17 protein-coding genes are annotated in these 17,464 nt (G+C 55.5%); 2 read left to right on the top strand and 15 right to left on the bottom strand.

Annotation, left to right across the window (positions count from 1 at the left end):
• Positions 1-50: 50 nt before the first annotated feature.
• The 3 genes from AC3WJN_RS12555 to AC3WJN_RS12545 all read right to left on the bottom strand — a co-directional run bounded on the left by AC3WJN_RS12555 (position 51) and on the right by AC3WJN_RS12545 (position 2,503).
• Positions 51-494 (bottom strand): small multi-drug export protein, encoded by a 444-nt coding sequence (locus AC3WJN_RS12555; RefSeq protein ID WP_005828934.1) that lies wholly within the window; start codon positions 492-494, stop codon positions 51-53.
• An 87-nt stretch (positions 495-581) separates the two neighbouring features.
• Positions 582-1,577 carry a DUF2705 family protein gene (locus tag AC3WJN_RS12550; RefSeq protein WP_007784592.1) on the bottom strand — a complete coding sequence of 332 codons (996 nt, stop codon included), beginning with the start codon at positions 1,575-1,577 and terminating at the stop codon, positions 582-584.
• Positions 1,574-2,503, bottom strand: a complete 930-nt coding sequence (locus tag AC3WJN_RS12545) for an ABC transporter ATP-binding protein (protein ID WP_122953055.1) — start codon at positions 2,501-2,503, stop codon at positions 1,574-1,576. The genes AC3WJN_RS12550 and AC3WJN_RS12545 overlap by 4 nt, the downstream gene beginning before the upstream one ends.
• 130 nt (positions 2,504-2,633) lie before the next feature.
• On the opposite strand from AC3WJN_RS12545, the gene AC3WJN_RS12540 reads away from it, so the two are divergent.
• On the top strand, positions 2,634-3,422 hold the full coding sequence (locus tag AC3WJN_RS12540) for a GDSL-type esterase/lipase family protein (protein WP_005828940.1): 789 nt from the start codon (positions 2,634-2,636) through the stop codon (positions 3,420-3,422).
• On the opposite strand, the gene AC3WJN_RS12535 is transcribed toward AC3WJN_RS12540, so the two are convergent.
• The 9 genes from AC3WJN_RS12535 to AC3WJN_RS12495 form a co-directional block, all read right to left on the bottom strand.
• On the bottom strand, positions 3,414-4,649 hold the full coding sequence (locus tag AC3WJN_RS12535; protein ID WP_492329275.1) for an MDR family MFS transporter: 1,236 nt from the start codon (positions 4,647-4,649) through the stop codon (positions 3,414-3,416). The two genes, AC3WJN_RS12540 and AC3WJN_RS12535, sit on opposite strands and share 9 nt — an antisense overlap.
• Before the next feature lie 229 nt (positions 4,650-4,878).
• The gene (locus AC3WJN_RS12530; protein WP_005828944.1) at positions 4,879-5,727 is read right to left on the bottom strand and encodes a YtnP family quorum-quenching lactonase; all 849 of its coding nucleotides are present in this window, start codon (positions 5,725-5,727) and stop codon (positions 4,879-4,881) included.
• A gap of 68 nt (positions 5,728-5,795) precedes the next feature.
• Entirely contained in the window at positions 5,796-6,092 is a 297-nt protein-coding gene (locus tag AC3WJN_RS12525) for a hypothetical protein (protein ID WP_005828946.1), read from the bottom strand.
• Positions 6,093-6,256: 164 nt separating this feature from the next.
• Complete coding sequence (locus AC3WJN_RS12520; protein ID WP_369750403.1) at positions 6,257-8,299, bottom strand: oxidoreductase; 2,043 nt, start codon at positions 8,297-8,299, stop codon at positions 6,257-6,259.
• Between the two features lie 164 nt (positions 8,300-8,463).
• On the bottom strand, positions 8,464-8,931 hold the full coding sequence (locus tag AC3WJN_RS12515) for a hypothetical protein (RefSeq protein WP_005828949.1): 468 nt from the start codon (positions 8,929-8,931) through the stop codon (positions 8,464-8,466).
• Between the two features lie 86 nt (positions 8,932-9,017).
• Positions 9,018-9,329, bottom strand: a complete 312-nt coding sequence (locus AC3WJN_RS12510) for a hypothetical protein (RefSeq protein ID WP_005828950.1) — start codon at positions 9,327-9,329, stop codon at positions 9,018-9,020.
• Positions 9,330-9,533: 204 nt separating this feature from the next.
• Positions 9,534-11,006: an LCP family protein gene (locus AC3WJN_RS12505; RefSeq protein ID WP_005828952.1), complete on the bottom strand. Its 1,473-nt coding sequence runs from the start codon at positions 11,004-11,006 to the stop codon at positions 9,534-9,536.
• Between the two features lie 217 nt (positions 11,007-11,223).
• The gene (locus AC3WJN_RS12500) at positions 11,224-11,361 is read right to left on the bottom strand and encodes a hypothetical protein (protein WP_005828954.1); all 138 of its coding nucleotides are present in this window, start codon (positions 11,359-11,361) and stop codon (positions 11,224-11,226) included.
• A gap of 54 nt (positions 11,362-11,415) precedes the next feature.
• Positions 11,416-12,369 (bottom strand): carbohydrate kinase family protein, encoded by a 954-nt coding sequence (locus tag AC3WJN_RS12495; protein ID WP_005828955.1) that lies wholly within the window; start codon positions 12,367-12,369, stop codon positions 11,416-11,418.
• Positions 12,370-12,630: 261 nt separating this feature from the next.
• On the opposite strand from AC3WJN_RS12495, the gene AC3WJN_RS12490 reads away from it, so the two are divergent.
• The gene (locus AC3WJN_RS12490) at positions 12,631-13,848 is read left to right on the top strand and encodes an MFS transporter (RefSeq protein ID WP_005828957.1); all 1,218 of its coding nucleotides are present in this window, start codon (positions 12,631-12,633) and stop codon (positions 13,846-13,848) included.
• 83 nt (positions 13,849-13,931) lie between these two features.
• On the opposite strand, the gene AC3WJN_RS12485 is transcribed toward AC3WJN_RS12490, so the two are convergent.
• The 3 genes from AC3WJN_RS12485 to AC3WJN_RS12475 form a co-directional block, all read right to left on the bottom strand.
• Complete coding sequence (locus tag AC3WJN_RS12485) at positions 13,932-16,001, bottom strand: YecA family protein (protein WP_025848964.1); 2,070 nt, start codon at positions 15,999-16,001, stop codon at positions 13,932-13,934.
• Positions 16,002-16,082: 81 nt separating this feature from the next.
• A complete protein-coding gene (locus AC3WJN_RS12480) occupies positions 16,083-16,355 on the bottom strand; it encodes a hypothetical protein (RefSeq protein ID WP_005828962.1) in 273 nt (90 codons plus the stop codon).
• Positions 16,352-17,344: a hypothetical protein gene (locus AC3WJN_RS12475; RefSeq protein ID WP_007784604.1), complete on the bottom strand. Its 993-nt coding sequence runs from the start codon at positions 17,342-17,344 to the stop codon at positions 16,352-16,354. The genes AC3WJN_RS12480 and AC3WJN_RS12475 overlap by 4 nt, the downstream gene beginning before the upstream one ends.
• Between the last annotated feature and the right edge of the window lie 120 nt (positions 17,345-17,464).

The raw sequence follows: 17,464 nt of genomic DNA, 5'->3' as shown, positions 1-17,464 counted from the left end.
TTTCTTGGAACATTGTATGCAAGATTTCTGCCCGGCAAAAGGGAGATTTTTCAGCCCATCGGTTTTGGTGTCAAGAACTGGAGCAGACCGTAGGCGACTGCTGCCGTAAGGATGACGCTCCAGATCACGATGCCAATCGACATCCACCACATCAGTTTGCCTGTCGGTGCGCCGAGCGAAATGCCGATCGCAGCCCCCAGCGGAGCGCCTGTCAACAGCGGAGAAGCCAATCCGAGGCCGATTACGCCGTACTTCTCCCAGATGCGGCCCATCCGGCTCTGGCGCCCTGCTTTTTTCTCCACGCGCTTCATCAGCCAGCTTCTGAGCGAACCGCCCAAATAGATGACAATCCCGGCGCTGGCAATCGCGCCAAGGGCACTGAATATCCCGGTAAGCAACGGAGGCAGTTGCAGCATGAAGCCAATCGGAATCGCTCCCCACAGTTCAAGCATACTCGTCAGTGCAACCGTCCCGCATTTCCATAACATGTCCATAATCTCACGCCAATCTCCTCTCGGTGCCATTCTTGGTCCTTCCATGAAATACGAATGAAACGGAAAAAGGTAGCGTTTTTTTCCAGATCAGGAAGTTACGTCTCTGCGGGTAAAGACGGTGTATGCTACAATCAGCGCCGCGACTGCCCAGATCGTCAGTACAGCCAACGAGAACGGCAGCGTCATTCCTTTGATCGGAGGCAGCGTGCCATTGAGGTAGTCGGTGAGCTGCAGGTTGACGACAAACAAGTATTTGGACGACTCCCACGACGAAGCCATCTGCGTCAGGATCGTCCCGCTGATGAGCGCCGCCATCATGATGCCCATGCCTGCGGCGGCGCTGCGAATGAGGACGGAGACCATGAACGTAACGGTTCCGACGACGATGCAAACAAACCAGCCGAGCCCATACTGCATGAGCAGAAATTGCCACTGCGGCAGCATGAACGCTCCCGACGTCACAAGCTCCCCGCCTGTCACCTCGAAGCCTGTGAGAATCGGCAAATCCCAGCCGGAATAGCCAAACACGACACCCGACAGCAAGTAGGCCAAGATGAGCGTCATCAGTACCGTAAGCGAGGTGAACAGCAACAGCGTGATGTACTTGCTGGTCAGCACCTTCCAGCGCCGCACGGGTCTGGTCAAAAGCAGCTTGATCGTCCCTTCGCTAAACTCGGCCGACACGATATCGACCGCCAGCACGACGATAATCATCGGCAAAAACATGGAGATCGCCTGATCCATGAAGCCGCGGGCAAATGTCGGGCCTCCGGGCGCCATCGGATTGATATTGTGGTCGAGGTAATACTGCTGCTGCTGAATCCGGATTTTGATAAAATCGCGCCATTCTTCCGGTAGACGGCTGGACGCGAGCCGGTTTTGCATGTCGACGATCTGCTGGGTCAAGAGCGGCCGCCAGTCCGTCGTGCCCATCCGCTCCTGAGCCGTCACGACCGAGCGGTACTGGGCGTATGTAAAAATCGGGATCAGAATGGCCAGGATGAGCACGACCACGAGAAAGCGGCGGCGGCGCAGCAATTTGACGGTTTCGTTTTGGACGAGGCCCAGCATGCTTTGATTCATTTCTCTCCCCCTCCCCCTGTCAGCGTCAGGAACAAGTCTTCCAGCGTCACGGTTTTCGTGGCAATCCCGATTACCGGGACTCCCGCCTGCACCAGCTTCTGGTTGACTTCGCCTACCCGCTCCATATCCATCCGCGTCTTCACGCTTTCCTCCCCGACCGCCAAAATATCCGTCACGGCGTTGTGCCCGCGCAATACATCCAGCGCTTTTGGCAGGTGGGCGTGCGGGATCGTCCATTCCACCTGGTCGGCAAACTGCTCCATCAACTCGCGCACTAGTCCGACCGAAATGACTTTTCCCTGGTTGATAATCGCCACCCGGTCGCACATCATCTCGATCTCGCTGAGCAGGTGGCTGGAAATGAAGACCGCAAGCCCCTCCTCCTCGGCCAGACGGCGAATGAACTGGCGCAGCTCGCGAATCCCTGCCGGGTCAAGCCCGTTTGTCGGTTCGTCGAGAATCAAGATTTTCGGCCGGTGCAGCAGCGCTTGCGCGATCCCCAGCCGCTGCCGCATCCCGAGCGAATACGTTTTGACTTTGTCGTCAATCGCCCGTTCCAGGTCGACGAAGCGGACGATTTCTTCGATCCGCTCCTGCGTAATCCCTCCGCTCATGCGGGCAAACTGCTCCAGGTTTTCCCTGCCTGTCAAAAATTTGTACAGCTCGGGATTTTCCACGATGCAGCCGACTTGCGCAATCGCCTCCGGGAAGTTCTCCGAGAGCGATATCCCGCCGATGCGGATATCTCCCCCGTCTGCTTTAGCCAGACCGACCAGCATGCGAATAGTCGTCGTCTTGCCCGCGCCGTTCGGCCCCAAAAAGCCAAACACTTCGCCAGCGAGCACGTCGAATGTAATATCGTGAATAATCTGCTTTTTGCCGATCGTTTTTTGCAATCGCGATACTGCGAGGACTGTGTCGCCCAAGGTGCGCCCTCCTGTCTTTGTTCCGCTTCCCGCAACTGACGGCAGCGATTCGTTTATGGTACACTGGCATAAGATGTCCCACCACATTATACCATGTCTACCCACTTCCCATCGAATAGGAGGATAGCCGATGCGCACATCCGGCAAACTTCTCTGGCGCACTACAGGGTTGTTGTCGCTTCTGTCCTTTTTATTGTTTGCCGCAGGCTTTGTCCTGGCGATGAACCCGCAGCAGTTGGCCCCGACCACGGGAGCGCCACCTGTGGAAACCGAGGAACCGCCTGCCCCTTTGCCAAAAGAAGGCGTCCACAAAGTCGTCGCGCTCGGAGACTCGCTCACCCGCGGCGCTGGCGATGCGAACGGCCAAGGCTATGTCGGCCTCGTCCGGCAAGCGCTGGAAAAAAAGGCGGGCCACCCGATTACGTTTACGAATCTCGCCATTAACGGGCAAGAGTCGTCCGACCTGCTCAAGCAAATGTCCGAAGCGCAAGTCAAAACGCTGCTCGCCGAGGCCGATCTGATCCTTTTCACCATCGGCGGCAACGACTTGTTCAGGCAAACGGGCGGGCTCTACACGATCGACAAAGAAAAAGTGGCCGCAGCCACGGACAGGCTTGCGACCAACTACGAGGAAATCATCCGGCAAATTCGCCAGTTGAACAGCAAAGCGACGATTGTTTACACGTCGTTGTACAACCCTTTTGGCAATACGGAAGCGGCTGTCGATACGGTGCAGCCCGTTCTGGACTGGAACAGCACGGCCTCCGCGATTGCCTCCCGCTATCCGCAGGTGTTCGTCGTGCCGACGTATGACATGTTCCTGCGCAAAGAGCAGGCGTATTTGTACACCGATCATTTTCACCCGAATGCAGAGGGCTATGCCCGCATCGCGGAGCGCATTTTGCAGGCGCTAGAGTGATTCTGCCCTGCTCTGATTGAGCGACTTGCCGTGGGTAGCGAAGTACACCCGTTGGCCCGCCCACTGGAATGCGCTGCTCACCATGGAAAACGCCGCTACGGTCAAGAACAGTGTCGTGCCGCCGTAAAGCCCGAGCAGCAGGCCGCCCATCCACGGGCCGATGAACTGTCCGAGGTTGCTGAAGCTTTTCGCGCCGTAATAGCTGCCGCGCATTCCTTCCGGGGCCATGCGGTCAATCAGGACGTCACCTGCGGTAAAGGTCAAGATTTCCCCAAACGTAAACAGCACCATCCCGATAATAAAGACGATCCAGGAGTTGGCGTAGGCAAAGCCGACGTCGCCCAGCGCATACATGACGTTTCCCACCACAATGGCGGTGAGAGGCGTCTTTTTTTCGGCCCATCGGGTCAGCGGCATCTGCATGAGCACGACCACGACAGCGTTGACGCTCATCAGGATGGCAAACAGTTCTGCGCCGGACGCAACGGTCATTTCCGTGAACTTGGCGAGGGTAGACGACATCTGCGAATAGCCGATCGCGCCCAGCACGCCTGCGACCATGTAGTAGCGAAACGCCTTGTCGTGCACGATCACGCTGAAGGCCCGCTCAAAGGTGACCGTCTCTTTCTTTTGCCCTTCAATTTGTTTGATCCCGAACTTGTTCAACAGCCCTTGCAAGCTGATGACGTACACGAGGTAAATGAGCGCGGTAATCAGAAACGGCAGGGCGACGGACGTCTTCGCCAGCACGGCGCCTGCGATCGGGCCAACTGCGACCCCGACGTTGATCGCGGTGTAGCGCAGGCCGAATACCCGGAAGCGTTTCTCAGGCGGCGTCACGTCTGCCATCAGCGCCTGCGACACCGGTTCGTAAAACGAGCGACAGAGCCCGCCTGCCATGTTGAGCAAAAGCAAAATCAGCGGGTTTTTGCTGAGCGCAAACCCGACGAATACGAGCGTCCAGACGTACAGCGCCCCCAGCATGACCCGTCTGCGGCCGATCCGGTCGGACAGCGTCCCGGCAATGAAGCCGCCAATCGTTCCGGCGAGCGGCCCGGCCCCGATGGTCAGGCCGATCATTGCCAGGTCCATATCGGTTTGGTTGGATAAGTATAAAAACAAAAACGGCATGCTCATCGAGCTGGCAGCCCTGACGAACACGGTCCCGACGACCAGCGACCAGACGATCGGGTGGTACTCTTGCATACGTGATTTGATCCAGCTCATTGTCTCTCTCCCCGCAACTGTTCTGCTTCGTCCTGCCTACCAGAACAGATGCTCTGTGATGTTCCTATTGTAGTGAGCCGTCTATCGTTCGTCAATGAGCATTCGAAATTTTTGGATTATGAAAAATTTCTATGAGGCTTATCGAAATTTCGATAGCTTGAAAAATGTTTGGCGTGGCTGGAGTATCTTTTTCCCGCCTGCAAGCAAAAAAACCGGGAGCATCCCGGTTTTACTCTACAATCTTTCTATAATCAATAAGTTCTCCCTTGTCGTTCCACTTCACGGCCCGGTAGACATTATCGTGGTAAAAGGTGAACCACGCCTCTTGGCGGATGCCGCCGTGAATCCATTCTTCCTTGGCGAAGATCGAGGTCATCGGGTAGTCGTCGTAAGCCATGACCCACAGCGGATTTTGGTGGGCGTGCGTCGGCATGATATCGGCGAGGTGCAACAACAGGTGGCCTTGGCTTTCCATGCGGACGATGGCATGTCCCTGGCTGTGGCCGCCTGTGTGGTGCAGGGTAATGCCGGGAACGACCTCGAAAGTGGCGCCGTACGTCTGCACCTGCGACTCGATGGGACGCCAGTTGTCCTCCCAGTATGTATTGCGCGAACGGATGTTGGGCTCTCGCATCTCGGCCCACTCCTGCTCCTGTACGTAGATCACTGCGTTCGGAAACGTGGAAAAAAGCTGGCCGTCCCGCACCGAGACGAGGCCATTCGCATGATCGTAGTGCATGTGCGTCATGATGACGATGTCGATGTCAGCAGGCGTCAAGCCTTTTGCCGCCAGCCCTTCCTGGACTTGCGATTCTTCCACCAGCCCAAAGTTGCGCTTCTGCTTCTCCGTCAGTCGGTCTTTGCCGATACCGGACTCGATCAGGATGCGTTTTCCGAAAGCTTGTACCAAAATCGGGTCCGCTCGCAGCGGAATCTGGTTCAAATCGTTCGGAGGGTAGCGTTTGCTCCAGAGCGGCTTGGGAACCACCCCAAACATCGCGCCTCCATCGAGCTGTGTCAGACCGCCTTTGAGCCATGCCAATTGCAGCTCGCCTACTTGCCATTCGTTACCTGCCAATTCATCCAGCCTCCTCGCCTGCATTTTCTGTAAAGAAAAAAAGCGAAAAGCACCCCGCCAAGGGTGCCTTACTGCTTCTCTGCCACACTCACGGTTCTGGTCGCAGGGGCGATTTCCAGCAGGAGCTCGCTCGATACGGCCTGAACGGTAACATCCGAGTCGGAACGTCTATGATGAAGCACGAGTTGAGCAACCTTTTCATTTTCGCGGTACATACTGATTAATGTCTGAAGTGGGTTTGCACTACCACCTGCAATCATCTTAAACCCCGGGGCAATCGTAAACGTCCATCCCTCCACCTCTACTACCTGCGCAGTGGAGTACAGGAAGTAACGCTTTCCTAAAAGAATGCTATTGTGGTTCATCAAGGCGAAAGCCCCCAATCACATGAATTTAAACAGTATGCCTTCATTGTGCAAGAATTTAAGTATGTTGAAAAGCGATTCGACAAAAGTTCCGAAAAGACGACATCTTTTTCTCATCATACACGATCCAGCCTATTTTCGGAATAGAAAATCTTTTGCGAACATCAAATCGCTCTGCCAACCTGTGCCCCTTCCAGGATCGCCCGCTTGGCGTCCAGCTCTCCCGCCTCTTTTGCCCCGCCGATCAGATGAACCGGGAGGCGGTTCGTCAGTGCGTGATACAGCGATTGGTTCGGCGTAGCGCCAGCCGCGATAATCACCGTATCGGCAGGCACGAGCTGCTCTTCGTCGTTTACGCTGATGTACACCCCTTCCGGAGCGATTCGCTTGTACTCGATTTGGGTCAGCATCTCCACGCCTCTTTGCTTTAATTGCGCCAATGTCGCCCAGCGGGTCGTTTTGCCCAAGCCGCTGCCGACATGCTTGCCTCTGCGCAGCATGAACACTTTTCGCTTGCTCGCTTGCAACCTGTGAATCGTCTGTTCGTCCACGATCCGGTAGGAGAGCAAATACTCCGCCGTTTGCGCGGAAATGACTTCATTGTGGACGAGCAAATGCGACAAGTCACAGGCGATTCCCCCTGCTCCCACAATCGCCACCTTGTTTCCGACCTTCGCCTTTTGCTCGAACACTTCGTTGTACATGACGACATGCCCAAGCTCCCGGCCAGGAATCTCCGGCACACGCGGGACGACTCCCGTGGCGATGACAACTTCCGCAAAGCCTTCCGCCACCAGCGCATCCGCCTCTGCTTCCGTCCCCAGCCTGATCTCTACGCCCAGCCGCGCAAGCTGCGTGCGATAGTAGCGCAGCGTTTCGTTGAATTCCGCTTTGCCCGGCACTTGCCGCGCGTAGTTGAGCTGGCCGCCAATCCGCGTTTGTTTTTCGAACAGGACGACCTCGTGCCCGCGCTCTGCCAGCACGCGCGCCGCCTCCAAGCCCGCGGGACCCGCGCCCACGACCGCCACCTTTTTCCGAACTCCCGCCGGAACAATCGCCCATTCCGCCTCTCTGCCGACCTGCGGATTGACCAGACAGGAAGCCACTTTGCCGTCAAAAATATGGTCGAGGCAAGCCTGGTTGCAGGCAATGCACGTGTTGACCTCGTCATACCGTCCTTCCACGCTCTTCGCCACGATTTGCGGGTCTGCCAAAAAAGGCCGGGCCATGGAGACGAGATCGCAATGCCCTTCCCGCAAAATTTCTTCGGCATGGCGCACATCGTTAATCCGGTTGCTGGCGATCACCGGGATGCTGACAGCCTGCTTGACCTGCCGGGCGACCCACACGTACGCTCCGCGCGGGACCATCATCGAAATCGTCGGTACTTTCGACTCGTGCCAGCCGATTCCGATGTTGAGCGCATTCACGCCTGCGTCCTCCAGCATGCGGGCGAATTGCAACGTCTCCTCCATGCTCGTGCTGTCCGGAATCAGATCGAGCCCGGACATCCGAAACACGACAGGAAAATCAGGCCCAACCGCCTCGCGCACCCGCTTCGCCACTTCGATGCCAAACCGCGCCCGGCGCAAAAAGTCTCCCCCCCAGTCATCCTGGCGATGGTTGGTGACTGGAGAGAGGAACTGGTTGATGAGATAGCCTTCCGAGCCCATGATCTCCACCGCGTCAAATCCGGCCTTTTGCGCGCGGACCGCTCCGGCGGCAAAGGCAGCAATCGTCAGTTCGATCTCCGACGCATCCAGCTCCCGCGGCTTCCAGCGATTGATCGGGGCTTGCAACGGCGACGGCGCTACCGGATCAAGCCCGGTTGCCTCCTTGTACGCATAGCGGCCTGCGTGAAAAAGCTGCAAGGCAATTTTGCCGTTGGCCTGGTGAACTTTTTCCGTAATCACCCTCAGTTGCTCGATGTGCTCATCCAAGTACACGTTGCAGTACACTTCGCCCATGCCGCCCTCTGGCAGCACAGCAGCGCCTCCCGTCACGATCAGCCCGGCTCCCCCTCTGGCCCGCTCCGCGTAAAACTCGGCGAGCCGTGCCACACCGTCCGGCAGTCGTTCAAAACCGACGTGCATCGACCCCATGATGATTCGGTTCGGCAGTGTCATCGCCCCAATTTGGACAGGTTCCTGTACGTTTGCAAGCTTCAAAATATGCCCCTCCCTCAATACGAATGAATACTCATTCATTTTCTATTGTATTCGATTCTGCACACCAGCTCGCAAATCCTGCCCGTTCTGCTGGCAAAACCAAACAAAACTCACCGTGCGGGGGAAGAACATCCAAAAAGGCCCAGGAGCACTTCTCCTGAGCCTGTGTGTCGCAGCCTGTGTGTCGCAGCCTGCCTGTCTGCCTACCCGAGCTTGACCAACTCGCCCAAATCTGCCGCGAACCTTTCCAATGTCTCGTTCAAGTCTGCTTCTTCCGCTGCGCTCTGCGGCGTCTGGACGACAAAGTGATAGTCCACCTGCACGCTCGTCTCGGCGAGCTTGCCTGGCTCTATGTAACGGCGCTTTTCCGACAGCGAGCACTCCGCCACCCGGCTTCTGGCCTGCGCCCACAACGCCTGGATCTGTTCTGCCGCCAGCTCGTACGGATACGCGATCTCGACCTCTACCTCGCAGCTTTTTTCATCTTCCAGCAAAAACAGATGAATGGTAGCTACAGGCTGTTCTTCTTCAAAGGTGCCCGCGAAGGAAATCATCACTTCACGCATTTCCTCGTCTTCGAGCAAAGAGCGGTCCGAGCGCAAGACGATATCCGTAATCATTCCTCGCGCAGACAGCAGTTGATTTAGTTTTTCGACCAATAATTGCAGCACGTAAATGGTTCCTCCTGTTAGTTGCGTTATTCCTTATCCAGCTAGAAGTATAGCACGATTGCCCCGGACACGAAAAACCCCTTCACTCAGGAAGGGGTCGGTGTATTGTTCATATTTTTTTGGTTCATAAATTCAGAGAGCCACGCGCGTCTTACTTCCTTGTTCGGGCAATAGCCTAAAATGTAGCTTTCCCCGCGCATATATTTTTCCTTAATCCACTCTTTGTGCTTGCGGAAAAAGGCGTGTTGGAAATCGATCGGCATCTGCTGATATTCTTCCAGCGCTGAGGGGTTCTGGAGGAAAAAATCTTCGTCGTACACAAGCTCTTCATTTTGTTGGCGGCTGATGAGGTACACAAAGGCAATCACCAGAAACAGGTTCACCAAGAAAATCGTCATCCAAATCCCTCCAGTCAGGTCCTTAATTATCTGATTAATCTGTCTTATCAGCATATTATTATTGTACCACGAAATTGGTGTTTTCTAAACCTTTCGTTTCATTTTTCGTAAAAAAAAATCTATTGAAAATAGAAATGCTTGGCTATGTCGAAAAAAAAGCACCCGCTCTTCCGAAAGAAAGAAGCGAGTGCCTGTTTGGCGTACTTATGATTTGCTTGTCGGGCTGCCTTGCGTCGCTCCGCTGTCCTGCCCGGTGACAGGAGGGGAAACGATGTCTGGCGGCGGCGCCGGTGTTCCGGTATTGCCTGCTGGTGCGGAAGGCGGCTGGGTCGCATTCCTATTCGAAGCTGGCGTCTGCGCGTCAGGCACAGTGGTCTGGCCTTGAGGCTGCTCGGGACTGACTACATCCGGGGGAGGAGCGGCGCCCTCTTCCGCAAGCTCCTGTCCTTCCGCTACTTCGATCGGCTCCGTCTGCTTTTTCGGCTCCTCTGTCGCTTTCGGCTTGGAAGTCGCCGGAGCCGCTGATTCTGTCGTTCTATTTTTGGTCGACTTGCTGCTGCTGGAGGCAACCGATGATTCACCCGCTCCGAGGATCGGGGAGTTGTTCAACTGTGCGACTACTTTGCCGGACAGGCCCATCTCCGCCTGCAAGGAGCTGCGGATCAGCTCCAGCTTTTCTTTTTCCAGGAACGTATATCCGCCCTGCCAGTACGCTCCGTTGTCGAGCGTGGTCAAGGTAGAAGCGTTGAAGCCTTTGAAATCATAGGCCAACCCTTTGATCTGCTCTTTGGACAGGTCGGTATGGATGTGCTTCGCGCCTACTTCCATGATGTTAAAAATTTTGGTCAAGCCGTCCAGGGAACCGACTTTGTCGACAACGGCGCGGATCACTTCCTGCTGGCGGCGGTTGCGATCGAAGTCGCTAGAGTAGTATTTCGTTCCGCGATTGTCGTGGCGGTGGCGCACGTAGCCAAGTGCCTGCTCGCCGTTCAGCGTCTGGAGTCCCGGATTCAGATTGATGTGCGTGTCGTCGGTCGGATCGTCGTACACGAGCTTGCGGTCGACGTTGACCTCGACTCCGCCCAGCTCGTCGATTACCGCCTTGAAGCCGTCAAAGTCGACAGCGACGTAATGCTCAATCGGAATCCCCAAAATTTCGTTCAACGTTTTCTTCGTCAAGGAAATGCCGTCTTCGGTCGGCGTCTGGTTGTTGCGCTCTGCCTGTCTCCGCTCTGCCTCGCCGTTGGCGTAAACCGAGTTGATCTTGTGGTAGTCGCGATATCCCGGAATTTTCACCCGTGTATCGCGCGGGATGGATACCATCGTCACTTTTTTCGTCTGTGGATTGGCGACCGCGACGATCATGACGTCCGTGTTCATCGAGCCTGTCTCGGGACGCGAGTCGGAGCCGAGCAAGATGAAGGACATCGGCTTGTCGGCGTGGTAAACCGGGTCCGCATTTTTCGAAGCTTCCGAAGCAAAACCATTTTCTACCGGCTTTGTTACTACATCCAGAGTGTCTTCAATTTTCCAATAAATTGCTCCGGCAACTCCGCCTACCAACAACAGGACCGTCAATGTGAAAATCATCAGGAACCTGCGCAGCTTGCGGCTGCGGGTCGGCTGTTTTTTCTTGCGTGGAGCAGAAGCGCGTGTTTTTACAACAGTTTCTGGCATATGTATCAATCTCCTTGTTTGCGCACGCTTTTTGACAAAAGAAAAGGGAGGCACAATTGTGAACAGTGCCACTCAACCAGATGCACTAATATTTTCTTCTGTTGGTAATCATCTGATTCAGATATTGTATCACAGGATTGTCTTCATTTGTAGAAAAATGTTCCTTACAAGAGAAACTCCCCCACCGTTTTTGTCGATGGGGGAGGCTTTTTGTTTGTTATTGCAAGCCTTTTGGCGCCTGGCTAAAACCTTGTACGGGACCCTCCGGCTGCTTTTGCTTGGAGCGGTGAGAATCGCCGCCTTGGCGCACGTGACTTTCCTGCTTGCCGTTTACGTCGTTCGATTTCTTTTCCATGTACACTCCTCCTCGCTGCTGATACGCAAGTAGTGTACGTCATCTTATGTATTCTCATTCCCGCTCGAAAATCTGCATTTCTTTACCGGCAAAAAACTCTTTTCGCTGCAAAAGCGCGCGCAGGTCGTAATCGCCCGTTTTGTGCTGGCTCAACTCGGCGAGCGCCATTCCGTAAGCCGCTTGCTCTCGGAGCAGGGGCGTCATCCGCTGCGCGTAAATAATCCCCGCGGCAAATGCATCACACGCCGCTTCGCGGATCGGCGTAGGAGGAGCCGCTACCCAGATGGACTCTTCCTGGCGGCACAGATACAGGCCAGCCTCGCCGCAGTTCACCATAAGCTGATGGAGTCCCTGCTCGAGCAGCCGCTTTGCACACGCTTCCACGTCGCTAAAGGAGTGAAGCGATTGGCCGCACAGCACCTCGACCTCGTCAATGCTCGCAATCAGCACGCGGACTCCCGGCAAAAACGGCCGCCATTTTTCCGCCTTTTTCACAGAGACGGGATCGACCACCACGATTTTTCCCAATCGGTTTGCTTCGTCTACAAAAACGCGCATGACAGCAACAGGCAGGTTCGCATCCATAAACAGCCCCGCTGCATGCGGCAGGCGCTCCAGGGCATGCTGAACCAGCTCGTCTGTCCACGCTTCATTGACTTCCATATCGGCCACGGCTGTGTACAGCTCGCCATCGAGGTCGCGAATCGCCAAATACCGTCCTGTCGATTTGCCGGCGATTCGCACCATTCCATGCGTCGCTACTCCGCTTTTGGCCGTCACTTGTCTCAACCATTCTCCGTCAGCGTCTTCCCCTACGAGAGCGAAGAGCTGCACTTCTTCCCCCAACCACCCCAGATTTTCCGCCACATTTCGAGCTACTCCGCCTGCCACTTGCTGAACATGCCCTGGATTGCTCGTCCCAGGCAGCAATCTGGCAGAAGTGACTCCTTGCACGTCCACGTTGGCTCCACCCACGCATAGCCAGTATTCGGTCATCCCTTTCAGCACTTTGGCACTCCTCCCAGCCTTTTGCTCATGGTCTAGTCCATCTTCTTTCCCATCTTTTTCGACAACGCTCTGGCATTTACCTACCGGGTTGAAAACTTCCTCGCCAGAAAGCCGTTATGTCTTGCCGCCATATGCCGTCCAGACAGTAATGACGCCTCCCTCTATTCCGTGCTACAGTGAGAAAAAGTGCGTGGGCGAACAGAGGGTACATGGTTAATTGCGCTGTTTTTTTACACTACAACTAAATGGAGATGAACTGACATGAGTGCCACATCTACGCCGCTCCAGGCATCCGGCGGGGGGAAAGCGGCACCTACCGTCTACCGCATGCTGTTTGCCATCAGCCTCGTTCATTTGCTGAACGACAGCCTGCAAGCGGTCATTCCCGCCCTGCTTCCGATCGTGGAAAAAAATCTTGCGTTGACCTTCACGCAGGTAGGGGTCATCCTGTTGGTCATGAACTTGACTTCCTCCGTCCTGCAGCCGGTAGTCGGCTACTATTCCGATCGCAAATCGCAACCGTTTTTGCCGCCGCTCGCCTTGCTCGTCTCGGGGATCGGGATGCTCGCGCTCGCGTTTGCGGGCAGTTACTACCTCGTGCTCGTCGCCGTTGCCTGCGTCGGAATCGGCTCGGCCGTCTTCCACCCGGAGGCGTCCCGCTTCGCCCATCAGGCGTCTGGCCCTCGCCGCGGCCTGGGGCAATCGATCTTCCAGGTAGGGGGAAACGCCGGGCAAGCGCTGGCACCGCTGATGACCATTCTCGTGTTCGCCAATCTCGGCCAGCCTGGCGCAGCCTGGTTTTTGCTGCCAGCCGTATTGGCAAGCTGCGTCCTGCTCTACGTGGCGCTCTGGTATCGCGGCCAGCAACGAATGAAGAAAACGGCTGCCGCCGTCGTCGCGTACACGAATCGCAAGCAGCGGCTGATCGCCCTCTGGCTGCTGATTCTGATCGTCAGCGTCCGCTCGTGGATGAACGCAGGCTATCAGAGCTTTTACCAGTTTTACTTGATGTACATCAAGCACATGGACTATTCCAGCGCCCAACTCGTCGTGTTCGGCTTCCTGTTCGCCGGAGCCGTCGGGACCTTCTTCGGCGGCCCGCTCTCGGATCGGTTCGGAAAACGCAATCTGCTGATTCTCTCGACGCTCGGATCGCTGCCGTTCACCTTGTTGACACCATACGTCTCCGGGTTCTGGGCCTTTCCGCTCTTGGTCGTAAGCGGCTTTATCATGCTTTCCAGCTTTTCGGTCACAGTCGTCTACGCCCAGGAGCTTCTGCCGGGCAAAATCGGCACCGTATCCGGCCTGATTATCGGCCTGGCATTCGGGATGGGCGGCATGGGCGCGCTCGTGTTCGGCTATTTGGCAGACATCTTCGGCCTTGGCTTCGTCATCACGCTCTGCTCCGCGTTGCCGTTGATCGGCTTCGTCGGACTTTTGCTGCCAAAAGACAAGACGCTGCGAGAATGGGCACGGTAAGCGTGTCCTGGCATCAGGAAGGAAAGAAAAAACCCGAGGAGCCTTTTCCTCGGGTTTTGTTTGTTTGTCGATCAAGCTGTTGGTTAGACCAACACGCCAGTCCGCACTCCCAGCAGTTGGGCAATGACGGGCGGGTACAGCTCAGGCGTGCCATACAGGCGCCAGAGGCCGTCCTCGCCTTTGCCGACCAGACCGGAGACGATCCAGTCAGATGTCAGCACGTCTTTCACATCTGCCGCTACAGCCAGCGTCATTTTCTCGCCGTCAGGGCGTTTGACTACCAAACCGTCGGCGTCGGCGCCAAGCACGACCAGCGCTTCTTCTGCGACATCCTTCGGCACAGTCGCCTGGCCGTACAGATTCTGGTTCGCTGCTTTTTCCAGCAGACCGCGCATGCGGTAGGCTTCCGGCAAGCTTTCTTTCAACTCGGCAAACAAGGACTGCATGTTCGCATGCAAGCTTGTCTTGCTGTGCTTGTCCAGCCATTTGAAGAAAGCGGTCATGACCGACAACAGGTTCGTTGCCAACGTCTTCGTCACGGCATCCGCGCGTGTGTAAATATCGTGCACGAGGAAGTAAGCCAGATCTTCCTTGCGCAGTTGTTCCCATGTAAACGAAGGACCGAACGCGCCTCTTACAAAAGAGCGGAAGTTGTTCATAACCTCGTCGTACTTTTTGACAGTTGCTTCCGACTTGCCGTCCGTCATCTCCTGAACGAAGCGGTTGATGTCGGCGAGCCTGTCCGGGTGGACCGTGTACACGCTCTCCGGCAAGCCTTCGATCAGCGGGCGGGTGAGCAGGTTGTTCACGTGCAGGCTGTCGTTTTGAAGCGACAGACGCGGGCGCAACATATCCATCCGAATGTAGCGCGCAAGGCCTTGTCCTACTTTATGGTCTTGCTCCAACTGCTCCAGCAGGCTCTCCAGCTTGGCGTGCAGCTCTTTGCTGTCGGTTGCCGCAACCAGGACAGGGGCCAGCTCTTCCAACGCTTCGTGTGGCGTCACCAGCCATTTTTCCGCAAAATACGTTTGCACGGCCCACTGCAAAACCTTCGGCGGCAGCGTAGGCTGGCTGGTAATAAACAAGGTGCCTTTGGACAGCTTGGAGCCGGTCGAGGTCAGGACGCGAATCTCTTCCTCCTGCTCGTAGGCAAGCAGCAACAGCAACTGCGCTACTTCCTCCAGATCCGGTGCGTATCCTTCCAGATACAGCTTGTCATCCTCAAGCAGCACCTCTGCCTGCACTTCATACAGCTCCAGGAGCGCATCCTTCAAAGCCGGGAACAGGTGCTCTTCCTTGCGCGTGGCATACACCCACACTTCTTTTGTACCGTCGGACTTTTTCAGTTCGAAAGCAGGGTTTGCCTCAATCGCCTTGAGCAGTTGCTCGCGATTTTGCAACGGATACGTGCGACGGAGCAAGGAGCTTTGGCCCGCTCCTGCCTGTCCGTTGTCCGTTCCGCCAAACTGGACAATAAAACGGTACAGCGCCGTGGTGTACACCCGTTTGCTCGTGTCGGCCGCCGCTTCTTCGACTTCCGGATGCTCCTTCAGCCATTCCAGCAAGCTGTCCTTGACGTGCGGCTGCAAAATGATGCTGCCGGAAAACAGCATGTTGCGCAGCCCCAGGTTCAAGAGACGTCCCACGATGATTTGCCCAGGCATGACGCTCAGGCTGTTGGATCGCAGGATGTAATGCTTCTCCAGCGTGAGCGGCTGTTGAACGGTCATGACATCCCGCTCAACCTCCATGATTTCGTACACATTCAGATGCAAGTCGGCAAAAGCACGGCGAAGATCAGGCTCCATCCGGCGACCGTGCTGCTTGATGTAGTTCTCAAGCAACGTGCTTCCGCCTGTTCTTACATCCAGGACACACCAGTTGAAGAAATGCGCGGCCCACTCTGGACGCGTGACCTCTTCTTCGGTCAGGCCGACTTCTGCCGCAAACCGGCTGCGCGCTTCCTGAATCGTCTCGCTGGTCACATTGCCGCCAACGAAATGATTCAGGCGCTCCACCCAGCCCGCGTATTCCTTCTGCAATTTTTGCTCGTGACGGCTGCGCAGCTCCGCAATCGGAGTGACTACCCCACAGCATTTCTTGTATTTTTTTCCGCTCCCGCAAGGGCACAGTTCGTTTCTTCCTACTGACATAGAGGGTTTGGATCTCCTTTCCATCCCACGCGGCATGCGCGGGGAATCCTGCACAATCCCCCTATTTTACCGCATTTTCCATCATGTGTTCAAGTGTTCTCGTTTTGGTTCATGAGCGATTCCCACATCACTTTTGCCTTCCCATTGGCTGATAAACAGCTCCAGGCGGTTCATCAACCGGACGATGCGCTGCTTCTCGCTCATGCATGCAGAAATAGCAGAGAGCTGGTTGGCGGCAAAAAGTTCCACCACTTCCTGCTCCATGTCTTGAAGGCGAATCCGATAACTCGCGATGACGTCGCGCAGCAAATCAAATCGCTGTTCCAACCGGATCGTGGCCTCAAGCTTACTCATTGTTGCTCACTGGTCGCCAGTACTTGCTGAATGCCAAGCACGATCTGCTCATGCTTATGTTTCTCTTTCATCAGCACTTCTATAGCTTGCATATTGCTTTGTTGAAAATGGGCGACAACCTCCTGGGACATCTCCTGGTTGCGGCCTTCCAGGCGGCTGATCGCCTGTTGCAGCAATTGTTGTACTTCCTCCAGCACTCGCGTGTTCGTAGCGTTTGTCATGTTCGTTTCCTCCTTAGTAAAAATTGGTTCCTGCTGTTCGGTTGCCTGCTGCAAAAGATTCACTGATTCGGGGGCAACTTCCTCTGTTTCATTCTCGATGATGGCTATCGATTCAGAAGAGTCTGCCGCTGCGATTTCTTCCGCAGCCAGCTCCTCATCGGTCACATCACTGCGCGCAATGATATACAGCGTATCTCCCTCAATCCGGAAACGGTCGTCCAGCATGGGCAGAAAAGCAGCATCTGCCGCTATCCTCACTTCTTGCTCCAAAAAATGAACAAGCGAGCGGGCAGCTACTTGCGTGATACCATTGTCCCGGCAAAAATCGTACACCTGGTCATTCGCTTGTGTCCACTCTGCCAAAAACCATCTGTCGTCACCTTGGTACTGCACAAAGCGAGGGTCGCGTTCCAGTTGCAACATGCGAAGGATCTGGTTCCAGCCAAACTGCGTCTGACGGCGCAGCTCTGCGACGATCTGCTCCAGCTTTTTCGGCGCTTGCGTGTCGCGCAAAAAGCGATACGCCAGGTCGTACACCTGATGAGGCTGGTAGGTGATCTCCACAATCGCCTCCGAGCTGGCAACCCGCACTGGCGACTGCTCCATCTTCAACACTTTATCAAGTAGTGTCGAACTGTCCAGATCCATCAAAGCAGTCAGCTCATTCGCTTCCATCCGGGAACAAATCTCCGTACGTGGGAGGGAGCGCTCACCGGACCGGAATACCTTCTTGACAATACTTGGTAGGGTATAGGTTGGCCGTTTCATGCACTTTCTCCTTCTCGTGATCGGCATTTTTGCCAAATCAAATGGGAATCAAGAAGTTATTCTACAAAAAGAAAAAAAATCCTACCAGCCGTGAAGTGTTTGTCTATTTTGAAAAGAAAA

The organism is Brevibacillus sp. FW306-2-1A-C05A (genome assembly GCF_058781555.1).
The sequence above is the reverse complement of the archived record's forward strand: the minus strand, read 5'-3'. Positions and strand labels throughout refer to the sequence as shown.